The organism is Nocardiopsis sp. NRRL B-16309 (assembly GCF_001279585.1).
Taxonomy (GTDB): domain Bacteria; phylum Actinomycetota; class Actinomycetes; order Streptosporangiales; family Streptosporangiaceae; genus Nocardiopsis.
In genome coordinates, this window is sequence record NZ_LGEC01000003.1 from 127,846 (window position 1) to 138,270 (window position 10,425).

The window sequence follows — 10,425 nt, forward strand, 5'->3', positions numbered from 1 at the left end:
GGGCGGGAGGCGGCGCCTCCCGCCCGGTGCGACGTGCGGCCTTGGGCAGGCGCGTGGAACCCGCATACGCTGACGAACGTGGCACAGAACCGATCCGACGACGCCGCCGCCTCCCCCGACGCGGCCCCCTCCGGACCCTCACGTATCGACGGCGTCGACGCGGCGCGCGCCATCGCGGTCTTCGGCATGTTCACCGTGCACCTGGGCGTGGACTCCATGGGACTGCTGTCCCCCGAGGGCTACGCGTGGACCCTGCACGGCCAGGTGCGCGGCAACTCCTCGGCGCTGTTCGCGCTGCTGGCCGGACTCTCCCTGGCGCTGATGACCGGCCGGACCGAGCCCGTCACCGGCGACGCCCACCGGAGCGCCGCCGTGCGGGTGCTCACCCGCGCCCTGCTCATCGGACTGCTCGGCATCCTGCTGGACCTGACCGGCGTGCCGGTCGCCATCATCCTCACCTACTACGCCGGCTTCTTCGTGCTGGCCCTGCCGCTGACCCGCCTGCGCTCGGGAGCGCTGTGGGCGGTGGCGGGCGTCCTGGCGGTCCTGGGGCCGCCGCTGTCCTTCCTGCTGCGCGACACGGTCGTCGACCCCGAGCCCCGCACGTCCTCCCTGTCCTCGCTCACCGAGTTCCTCCTCACCGGCTACTACCCGGCGATCACCTTCATGGCGTTCGTGGCCGCGGGCCTGGCCGTGGGACGGACGGACCTGCGCTCCACGGGCGTGCGGCTGCGGCTGCTGGCGGCCGGCGCGGGCCTGACGGTCTTCGCCTACGGGGGGTCATGGCTGCTGCTCCATCCCTTGGGCGGACTCGACCGCCTGGTGGAGGAGGGCACCGCGTTCATGGGGGGCTTCCCCATCGCCCCCGGCATGGACCCGGTGCTCCTGGCGCAGTTGCGCGAGGGCGTGATGGAGGAGGCCGAGTCGATCTCCGGGCAGGTCCCCACCGACAGCTGGTGGTGGCTGGCGGTGAACACGCCGCACACCGGGACGACCTTCGAGATCGCCGAGGCGGTCGGTCAGGCCCTCATCGTGCTGGTGGCGTGCATGTGGCTGGCCGAGCGCGCCCGGTGGCTGATGTACCCGCTCGCCTCCGTGGGCCGGATGCCCCTGACGGTCTACACGGGGCACATCCTGGTCCTGATGGTGATCGTCGCGGGCGACGCGGCCGAGTGGCGCCAGCCCTGGCTGCTGGAGTGGTTCGTGCTCGGCGCGCTCGTCCTCGCCACCGTGTGGCGCCTGGTCGCGGGCCGGGGGCCGGCCGAGGCGGGCCTGGCCGCGGCCGCAGACGGCGCCGTCGAGATCGTGGAGGAGCGGCGCCGCGCGCCGTGAGCCCGGCCGGACCGTGCGGCGCGCCCGCCCACGCCCCGCGTGGCCCGGGGGCACCGGGGCGGCCCCGTGCCTGGCACGCCCTAGGAATCGCCGGGGCGGGTGATGTTGTGCGAGGTGCGGTCGCGCAGGGCCAGGGAGTCGGTGGTGGTGCGCGCGTTCTGCCGGATGAGGCGGCGCGCGTCGTCGGCCGCCGAGCGGGCCACCGCGCGGCTCGCCACGGGGCGCTGGGCGACCTCGGCGTCCTCGGGCAGCCCGATGTCCATGGGCAGCCCCGCGCGGCTGATCACGCGCAGCTGGGCGGCCTCCTGCGAGTGTGAGGGCCGGATGTCGCCGTTGGCGGTCCGCCAGGCCTTCAGCCGCGACTGGAACCAGTCGGTGCCGTGGTACTCCGGACCCTCGGGCCAGGCCGCGCCGTCCGGCCGCGCGGCCAGGGCGTGCAGCACGTCGGCGACGGTCCACCCGGCGGAGAAGAACCGCGCCGTGACGTCGCGCAGGACGCGGAAGTCCACCCGGCGCAGCGAGGCGTCCTCGCGGCGCAGGTACTCGCACGCCTCGTGCACGGCATGCGGCGTGTGCCGGGGGCGGTGCAGGGGGTCGACCTCGCGCTTGCGCAGCAGCGCGTCGTCGACGGTGACGATGACCTCGCCCTGCCGGTTGTCCCAGATGCTGACGTCCTCGCGGGCCCAGCCCTGGGACTCGGCCAGCGCGGTGGCCATCCTGCGCAGGTCGACCTGGGTGTCGTCGCTACTGATCCGGAACTCCGCCATGTCCCCAGATTAGGACCTCCGCCCCGCCGGACGGGCCCGGTGCGCCGCCGGAGCCGCGACCCGGCCGCCGGTTCCACCCGCCCGCGGCCCGGGCGCGGTGGTCTGTCCGGTCTAGACCGCGAGCGTGCCGACGGCGGCGTCCGAGAGTCGCCAGGGGGCCGTTCTCAGGGATTTCCGGTGCCGGGTTGGATGATGTGCCAAAGGTGGGACGACTCGGCGGTTGGAGTCTCCTCCAACCTTCGGTGGCGCGGTCCGGGCGGGTACTGACGTCGGCGGCGCCCGGGGTTATGGTGACTGCCTGACGGCCCCGAGCCGGGGGAGACCCCGCCCGCACCGGACCGCCGAGGCCCACGTCTGCGCTGGCCACAGCGCCCGCGGGCCCCGTGACCAGCACACCGACCCACCGAGCAGTAGGTGCCCGTGTCCCACACCGCAACAGCGCCGGAGGCGACGACCAACCGCGCGCTCCGGGCGTTCCTGCACGGCCTCCCGGGCGTGGACGAGGTCGGCGCGCGTGCCCGCGCCCAGGACCTGGCCACGCGGTCGATCAAGACCACCGCCAAGGCTCAGGCGATCGACCTGGCCATCTCGATGGTCGACCTGACCACCCTGGAGGGCGCCGACACACCCGGCAAGGTGCGCGCCCTGTGCGCCAAGGCCGCCCTCCCCGACCCCGCCGACCGCACCGTGCCCCGGGTGGGCGCCGTGTGCGTGTACCCCGACATGGTCGCCACGGCCGTCGGGGCCCTGCGCGGCACCGGCGTGGGCGTGGCCTCGGTCGCCACCGCCTTCCCCGCGGGCCGCGCGCCCCTGGAGGTCAAGCTCGCCGACACCCGGCGCGCGGTGGCCGACGGGGCCGCCGAGATCGACATGGTCATCGACCGCGGCGCGTTCCTGTCCGGGGACTACCTGAAGGTCCACGACGAGATCACCGCCGTCAAGGAGGCCTGCGGCCCCGCCCATCTGAAGGTCATCCTGGAGACCGGCGAGCTGGTCACCTACGACAACGTGCGCCGCGCCTCGCACCTGGCCATCCGCGCCGGGGCCGACTTCATCAAGACCTCCACCGGCAAGGTGGCGCCCGCCGCGACCCCGCCCGTGGTCCTGGTCATGCTGGAGGCCGTGCGCGACCACCACGCCGCCACCGGCGCCCGCGTGGGCGTCAAGCCCGCGGGCGGCATCCGCACCACCAAGGACGCCATCCGCCAGCTGGTGCTGGTCAACGAGATCGCCGGCCCCGCCTGGCTCAACCCGGACCTGTTCCGGATCGGTGCCTCCAGCCTGCTCAACGACCTGCTCATGCAGCGCACCAGGCTGACCACGGGCACCTACCCGGGCCCCGACTACTACACGCAGGACTGAGCCGTGATCTTCGAGTACGCGCCCGCGCCGGAGTCCCGCTCCGTCGTCACCCTGCGCGAGACCTACGACCTGTTCGTCGACGGTGAGTTCCGCCCCGCCGAGGGCGGCGAGTACCTCACCACGCTCAACCCCGCCGACGAGACCAAGCTCGCCCAGGTCGCCGTCGCCGGGGAGGCCGACGTCGACCGCGCCGTCGCCGCCGCCCGCCGTGCCCACGAGACCGTGTGGAGCCGGATGAGCGGCGCCGAGCGCGGCAAGTACCTCTTCCGCGTCGCCCGGATCATCCAGGAGCGCTCGCGCGAGCTGGCCGTGCTGGAGTCCATGGACAACGGCAAGCCCATCAAGGAGACGCGCGACGTCGACCTGCCGCTGGTCGCCGCGCACTTCTTCTACTACGCGGGCTGGGCCGACAAGCTCCGCCACGCGGGCCTGGGCCCCGACCCGCGCCCGCTGGGCGTGGCCGCCCAGGTCATCCCGTGGAACTTCCCGCTGCTCATGCTCGCGTGGAAGATCGCCCCGGCGCTGGCCACCGGCAACACGGTCGTGCTCAAACCCGCCGAGACCACGCCGCTGACCGCGCTGGTCTTCGCCGAGATCTGCCAGGAGGCCGACCTGCCCCCGGGCGTGGTCAACATCCTCACGGGCGCGGGCGAGACCGGCCGCGCGCTGGTCGAGCACCCCGGCACCGACAAGGTCGCCTTCACCGGCTCCACGGAGGTCGGCCGCCGGATCGCCCGCTCGGTCGCCGGCACCGGCAAGCGCCTCACCCTGGAGCTGGGCGGCAAGGGCGCCAACATCGTCTACGACGACGCCGCGATCGACCAGGCCGTCGAGGGGATCGTCTCCGGCATCTTCTTCAACCAGGGCCACGTGTGCTGCGCCGGGTCCCGACTGCTCGTCCAGGAGTCGATCGCCGAGGAGCTGCTGCCCCGGCTGAGGGACCGGGTGGCCAAGCTGCGCCTGGGCGACCCGCTGGACAAGAACACCGACATCGGCGCGATCAACTCCGCCGCCCAGCTGGAGCGCATCCGCGAGCTCACCGACTCCGGCGCGGAGGAGGGCGTCGAGCGCTGGTCGCCGCCGTGCGACCTGCCCTCCACCGGCTACTGGTTCGCGCCGACCCTGCTGACCGGCGTCAGCCAGGCCCACCGGGTCGCCCGCGAGGAGATCTTCGGCCCGGTGCTGTCCGTGCTGACCTTCCGCACGCCGGAGGAGGCGGTGGCCAAGGCCAACAACACCCCCTACGGGCTGTCCGCGGGCGTGTGGACCGAGAAGGGCTCGCGCATGCTCTGGACCGCCGAGCGGCTGCGCGCCGGCGTCATCTGGTCCAACACGTTCAACAAGTTCGACCCGACCAGCCCCTTCGGCGGCTACAAGGAGTCGGGATACGGCCGCGAGGGCGGACGCCACGGATTGGAGGCCTACCTTGGCTGAGCGGCGCAAGGGCAACGCCGGGAAGAACCCCGGGAAGGGCGCCGCCGAGCCGGCCCCCGTCCCCGGGCGCCTGGCGGTCCGCAAGACCTACAAGCTCTACCTGGGCGGGGCCTTCCCGCGCTCGGAGTCCGGCAGGAGCTACCCGGTGACCTCAGCCAAGGGCGACCACCTGGCCAACGCCTCCCTCGCGTCGCGCAAGGACGCGCGCGAGGCCGTCGTAGCGGCCCGCAAGGCCTTCGGCGGCTGGTCGGCGCGCACCGCCTACAACCGCGGCCAGATCCTCTACCGGGTCGCCGAGGTACTGGAGGGCCGGCGCGAGCAGTTCGCCGCGCAGGCCGTGGCCGCGCAGGGGCTGTCCCGCGAGGCCGCCTCACGCGTGGTCTCGGCCGCCGTCGACCGCTGGGTGTACTACGCGGGATGGACCGACAAGGTCGCCCAGGTGCTCGGCGGGGCCAACCCGGTCTCGGGCCCGTACTACAACCACTCCGCGCCCGAGCCCACCGGCGTCGTGGCCGTGTTCGCGCCCCAGGACGCCCCGCTGCTCGGACTGACCAGCGTGGTCGCCCCGGTCATCGCCACCGGCAACACCGCCGTCGTGGTCACCTCCGAGCACGCGCCCCTGGCCGCCGTCGACCTGGCCGAGGTCCTGGCCACCTCCGACCTGCCCGGCGGCGTGGTCAACCTGCTCACCGGCCGCGCGGGCGAACTCGGCCCGCACCTGGCCGCGCACGCCGACGTCAACGCCCTGGACCTGACCGGGGCCGGCGACCTGGCCACCGGGTTCGAGGAGACCGCGGCCACGACGCTGACCAGGGTCGTGCGCCCCGGACCCGAGTCCGGCGGGGGCGAGGACGCCTGGCTGGACCCCGACCCCGGCACCTCCCGGATGACGCCGTTCCTGGAGACCAAGACCGTCTGGCATCCGATCGGGGTGTGACACTGTCGGACCGGGGCCCGCCCGGGTCCCGGTCCGACGTGGCCGACGAGGAGCGAAGGTGCCGACGAACACGCGAGGACAGACCGAACCGCAGGAACCCGACGGCGGGTGCGTCCCCGGCCTGCGCCTGGTCCGCCTGGACCGGACCACACCGGAGGTCGCGCACCTGCGCCGGGCCGTGCTGCGCCACCGGCTGGCCCCCGGCCAGTCCCGGTACACGGGCCTGCCCGTGGCCACCCTGCCCGCCGCCGACGCCGACCCCGACCGCTTCCCGTTCGCCGTCGTGCGCACCGGCGCCGCGCCCACCGACGCGGCCGCCGCCAGGCTGGCCTGTGTCGGCTTCGGCATCATCGACCGGGGCGCCGCCCTCGTCCCGCTGGTCGACGCGCCGGAGCGCGCGGTACTGCTGCGCGCCTACTACGTCACGCCAGAATGGCAGGGCCGGGGGGTCGGGCGGGCGGCGTGCGCCGCCCCGCTGCTGGACCTCCTGGTCGCGGGCGTGGCTCCCGCCACCGCCGAGATCGTGCTGTGCGTCAACGAGGCCAACCACCAGGCGGAGCGCGTCTACGCCGCCGCCGGGTTCGCCCCCACCGGACGGCGGATCGTGGAGAGCGCCGGCCCGCAACTCGTCATGTCCCGCCCTCTGGCCACGGGAGTGCACCACGCGCCGCTCCCGCGCCACGAACGAACGGAGAACACCCAGTGACTCGCACACCCCAGGCCGCCGCCGAGGAGGCCGCGACCGAGCTGCGCTCGCGCACCGGTGTGGACGCCTACGACGTCGCCCTGGTCATGGGATCGGGCTGGGCCCCGGCCGCCGACCTCCTCGGCGACTCCACCCACGAGTTCCCCGCCGCCGACCTCCCGGGCTTCCTCCCGCCGGGGGTCGCCGGCCACAGCGGCACCGTGCGCAGCATCAGTGACGGCGACCGCGCGATCCTCGCCTTCCTCGGCCGCACCCACCTGTACGAGGGCCACGGCACCGACGCCGTCGTCCACGGGGTGCGCACCGCCGTGGCCGCCGGGGCGCGCACGGTCGTGCTCACCAACGCCGCGGGCGGCATCAACCCCGACTATCCGGTGGGCTCCGCGGTGCTCATCGCCGACCACATCAACATGACCGCGCGGTCCCCGCTGACCGGCGCCTCCTTCGTCGACCTCTCCGACACCTACTCCGGTGAGCTGCGCGCGCTGGCCCGCTCGGTCGCGCCGGAGCTGCCCGAGGGCGTCTACGCCGCCATGCCCGGCCCGCACTTCGAGACGCCCGCCGAGATCCGCATGCTGCGGGCCATGGGCGCCGACCTGGTCGGCATGTCCACCGCGCTGGAGGCCATCGCCGCCCGCGAGGCGGGGGCCAGGGTGCTCGGGCTGTCCCTGGTCACCAACGTCGCCGCCGGGCTGGAGGGCGCCGACCTCGACCACGAGAAGGTGCTGACCACCGGCCGCGACGCCGCCGGGACCATGGGCCGCCTGCTCGCCGACATCGTCGCGAAACTCTGAAGGGACCCCGACCGCCGATGACCGACGCCGAACTCCTCACCCGGGCCCGGGACTGGCTCGACCAGGACCCCGACCCCGACACGCGCGCGGAGCTGGCCGGGCTGCTGGCCCTGGCCGAGGACGGAGGGGAGGACGCGCTGGCCGACCTCGCCGACCGCTTCGCCGGGGGTCTGGAGTTCGGCACGGCCGGCCTGCGCGGCGCCCTGGGCGCCGGGCCCAACCGGATGAACCGCGTCGTGGTCATGCGGGCCGCCGCCGGGATCGCCGCCTGGCTCGGCGGCGGCCGCCACGTGGTCATCGGCTACGACGCCCGGCACCGCTCCGCCGACTTCGCCGCCGCCAGCGCGGCAGTGCTCACCGGAGCCGGGCACCGGGTGTCGGTCCTGCCGGGCCCGCTGCCCACCCCCGTGCTGGCCTTCGCCGTGCGCGACCTGGGCGCGGACGCCGGGATCATGGTGACCGCCAGCCACAACCCGCCGCAGGACAACGGCTACAAGGTCTACGTCGGAGGCTCCGGCCCCGACGCCGGGGCCCAGATCGTCTCCCCGATCGACACGGAGATCGCCGCGGCCATCGACGCCGTCGGGCCGGTCGGCTCGCTGCCCCTGGGCGAGGACTGGACGGTCCTGGGCGAGGAGGCCGTGGAGCGCTACCTGGCGGCGGTCACCGCGCTGCCGCTGGGCTCGGACCGCGACCTGTCGACGGCCTACACCGCCATGCACGGCGTGGGCGGCCGGGTGCTGCTGCGGGCCATGGAACGGGCGGGATTCCCCCGTCCGGCCGTGGTCGCCGCCCAGTTCGAGCCCGACCCCGACTTCCCGACCGTGGAGTTCCCCAACCCCGAGGAGCCGGGCGCCATGGACATGGCCGCGGCCGAGGGTGAGGCGGCGGGGGCCGACCTGGTGATCGCCAACGACCCCGACGCCGACCGCCTGGCGGTGGCCGTGCCCGGGTACGGGCTGCTCACCGGCAACGAGGTCGGCGGGCTGCTGGCGGAGTACGTGCTCGACCACACCTCCGGGCCGGAACGGGTGGTGGCCACCTCGATCGTCTCCTCCAGCCTGCTCGCCAGGATCGCGGCGGACCGGGGCGTGCACTACGAGGAGACCCTGACCGGGTTCAAGTGGCTGGCGCGGGCGGGGGCGCCGGGGCAGCGCCGGGTGTTCTGCTTCGAGGAGGCCCTGGGGTACTGCGTGGGCGGAGACGGCGGCCGACCGGTGGCCGACAAGGACGGGATCAGCGCGGCGCTGGTCGTGGCGGCGCTGGCCGCGGGCGCCAAGCGCGAGGGGATGACCCTGGTCGACCTGCTCGACGCGCAGGCCCGGCGGTACGGGCTGCACCTGAGCGACCAGCTGTCGGTGCGGGTGGACGACCTGTCGGTCATCGCCGCGGCGATGGGGCGGTTGCGCGCCGAACCGCCCGCCGCGTTCGGCCCCCTGAAGGTCGCGGGAGTCGACGACTTCGCCGGTGGCCGCGGGGATCTGCCGCCGACCGACGCGCTGCGCTTCCGGTTGGAGGGCAGCGTCCGGGGACGCGTGACGCTGCGGCCCTCGGGCACCGAGCCCAAGCTGAAGGCCTACGTCGAGGTGGTGTTGGACGTGGACGGCGACGTGGGGGCCACCCGCGCGCGCGGCTCGGAACTGCTCTCCGAGCTGATGGCCTCGGTCGCCGGTGCTGTGGGTGCGTGACCGGTGGCCGGTGAGTACCCGCCGGACTCGCGCTAGTCGGCCGTCGTGGGCTCCACGACCGGTCGGTGTACGACCTCGTCGATGACGGTGAGCGTCTGGGTGGACGTCACACCGGGGAGCGACTGCAGGCGGGTCAGGATCAGGTCGCGCAGCTGGTTGGTGTTGGCGACGCGGACGAGGAGGACGATGTCGGCGGAGCCCACCACGTACCAGCAGTACTCGATCTCCGGGTAGGAGGACAGGATCTCCCTGTTGGCCCTCCAGTCTGGCTGGCTGCCGGAGATGAGGACGAGCGCGGTGACCCCGAGACCCATCTTGGAGTGGTCCGTCACCACGGAGTACCCGCGGATGACGCCCTCGTCGGTGAGCCGCTTGATCCGGTTGTAGGCGGTGGCCCGGGAGACGTTCGCGAGCGCGGCGATCTCCGTGATCCCGGTTCGCGCGTCCTTGGCGAGCGCGCTGAGGATCGTCTGGTCGGTCGTATCCGGCCGCCGGCCGTTCCTGCGCTGTTCGCCCATGGCCATGTGCGTGCTCCTCGTGTGCTCTTGTCGTAGCCGTTGACCCCCGGTGTCGTCATTGACGGGGGCTAACGAACTACCAGGTAAACGTTGTTTTCGTCCATCGTCGTCCCATATGGCGAGACGTATGGATCGGAATGCGGACCGGACGGGGGCAGGGTCGGGGGAGTCGGGCGGAGCGGGCGCGGGCCCCCGTTCTGGCCCGACGTGCCGGGGAGCGCGCCGGGCGTCTGACTGTACTCATGGTGGATGCCCGCGGTGGGACGGGGGTTTCCCTGACTGGTGAGTAACTACACCGGGCCGTGAAGAACGTGGCAGAAGATCTCGCGTCACGCCGTTTCCGGGACTGTTTGTCGCGTTTATCGGCCATTTCGTCGACGACTGGTAGGTGGGAGCGCCACCATGGCCGTTCTGGTCCAGTCGATCACCGCGGGTGTTCGCGGACGTGCGCAGGCGTGCGCGCCGAAGGGCGATCAGGGATGGTTCGGGGGCGTACAGGCCATGGTGTCCTTTTCGGGCTTTGGGTGCCCTCGTAGCTGGACGATCGCGAACATATTGCCCTGATTCGTGCGCGAATGTATCAAGTACGAGCAGATATCTAGCGTATCTGTCGAGTCTTCCGGAGAATCAGAGGTAGACCGTGAACCACCCCGAGCCCTGACCGCGCGAGCGACGGGGCCACGTTGGGAGCCGCTCGACATGCCCACCCGTCGCCCGCCATCGCCCCAGGGCCCTTCCGGGGGGAGTGGGGCTTCCCCCCTCAACGGAGACGCTGCGCGTCCGGACATCCCCGATCGTCGCCCGCCATCGCCCCAGGGCCCTTCCGGGGGGAGTGGGGCTTCCCCCCTCAACGGAGACGCTGCGCGTCCGGACGCCCCTGACCGTCG

The 10,425-nt window shown here is 73.6% G+C and carries 9 protein-coding genes; 7 read left to right on the top strand and 2 right to left on the bottom strand.

Going from position 1 to position 10,425, the window contains the following annotated elements; all coding sequences use genetic code 11:
* The first annotated feature begins 78 nt into the window (after window positions 1–78).
* Window positions 79–1,332, top strand: coding sequence for a heparan-alpha-glucosaminide N-acetyltransferase domain-containing protein (locus ADL05_RS02285; protein ID WP_053615153.1), 1,254 nt, complete (start codon window positions 79–81; stop codon window positions 1,330–1,332).
* 80 nt (window positions 1,333–1,412) lie between these two features.
* On the opposite strand, the gene ADL05_RS02290 is transcribed toward ADL05_RS02285, so the two are convergent.
* Window positions 1,413–2,099: a hypothetical protein gene (locus ADL05_RS02290; protein ID WP_053615154.1), complete on the bottom strand. Its 687-nt coding sequence runs from the start codon at window positions 2,097–2,099 to the stop codon at window positions 1,413–1,415.
* Window positions 2,100–2,513: 414 nt separating this feature from the next.
* On the opposite strand from ADL05_RS02290, the gene deoC reads away from it, so the two are divergent.
* From deoC to ADL05_RS02320, 6 genes are read left to right on the top strand one after another with little or no spacing between them, the layout of a single operon-like run.
* On the top strand, window positions 2,514–3,461 hold the full coding sequence (gene deoC / locus ADL05_RS02295; RefSeq protein ID WP_053615155.1) for a deoxyribose-phosphate aldolase: 948 nt from the start codon (window positions 2,514–2,516) through the stop codon (window positions 3,459–3,461).
* A gap of 3 nt (window positions 3,462–3,464) precedes the next feature.
* Window positions 3,465–4,895, top strand: a complete 1,431-nt coding sequence (locus ADL05_RS02300) for an aldehyde dehydrogenase family protein (protein WP_053615156.1) — start codon at window positions 3,465–3,467, stop codon at window positions 4,893–4,895.
* A complete protein-coding gene (locus tag ADL05_RS02305) occupies window positions 4,888–5,832 on the top strand; it encodes an aldehyde dehydrogenase family protein (RefSeq protein WP_053615157.1) in 945 nt (314 codons plus the stop codon). Before ADL05_RS02300 ends, ADL05_RS02305 begins: the two co-directional genes overlap by 8 nt.
* 58 nt (window positions 5,833–5,890) lie before the next feature.
* Window positions 5,891–6,538, top strand: a complete 648-nt coding sequence (locus ADL05_RS02310) for an N-acetyltransferase (protein WP_053615158.1) — start codon at window positions 5,891–5,893, stop codon at window positions 6,536–6,538.
* Window positions 6,535–7,332 (top strand): purine-nucleoside phosphorylase, encoded by a 798-nt coding sequence (locus tag ADL05_RS02315; RefSeq protein WP_053615159.1) that lies wholly within the window; start codon window positions 6,535–6,537, stop codon window positions 7,330–7,332. The genes ADL05_RS02310 and ADL05_RS02315 overlap by 4 nt, the downstream gene beginning before the upstream one ends.
* A gap of 17 nt (window positions 7,333–7,349) precedes the next feature.
* Window positions 7,350–9,020 carry a phospho-sugar mutase gene (locus ADL05_RS02320; RefSeq protein WP_053615160.1) on the top strand — a complete coding sequence of 557 codons (1,671 nt, stop codon included), beginning with the start codon at window positions 7,350–7,352 and terminating at the stop codon, window positions 9,018–9,020.
* Between the two features lie 32 nt (window positions 9,021–9,052).
* On the opposite strand, the gene ADL05_RS02325 is transcribed toward ADL05_RS02320, so the two are convergent.
* The gene (locus ADL05_RS02325; RefSeq protein WP_053615161.1) at window positions 9,053–9,544 is read right to left on the bottom strand and encodes an Lrp/AsnC family transcriptional regulator; all 492 of its coding nucleotides are present in this window, start codon (window positions 9,542–9,544) and stop codon (window positions 9,053–9,055) included.
* Between the last annotated feature and the right edge of the window lie 881 nt (window positions 9,545–10,425).

What these genes read in the sequence shown, in the direction of transcription:
- ADL05_RS02290 (WP_053615154.1), bottom strand. Translation starts at nt 2,099, where the DNA reads ATGGCGGAGTTCCGGATCAGTAGCGACGACACCCAGGTCGACCTGCGC.
- ADL05_RS02320 (WP_053615160.1), top strand. Translation starts at nt 7,350, where the DNA reads ATGACCGACGCCGAACTCCTCACCCGGGCCCGGGACTGGCTCGACCAG.
- ADL05_RS02325 (WP_053615161.1), bottom strand. Translation starts at nt 9,544, where the DNA reads ATGGCCATGGGCGAACAGCGCAGGAACGGCCGGCGGCCGGATACGACC.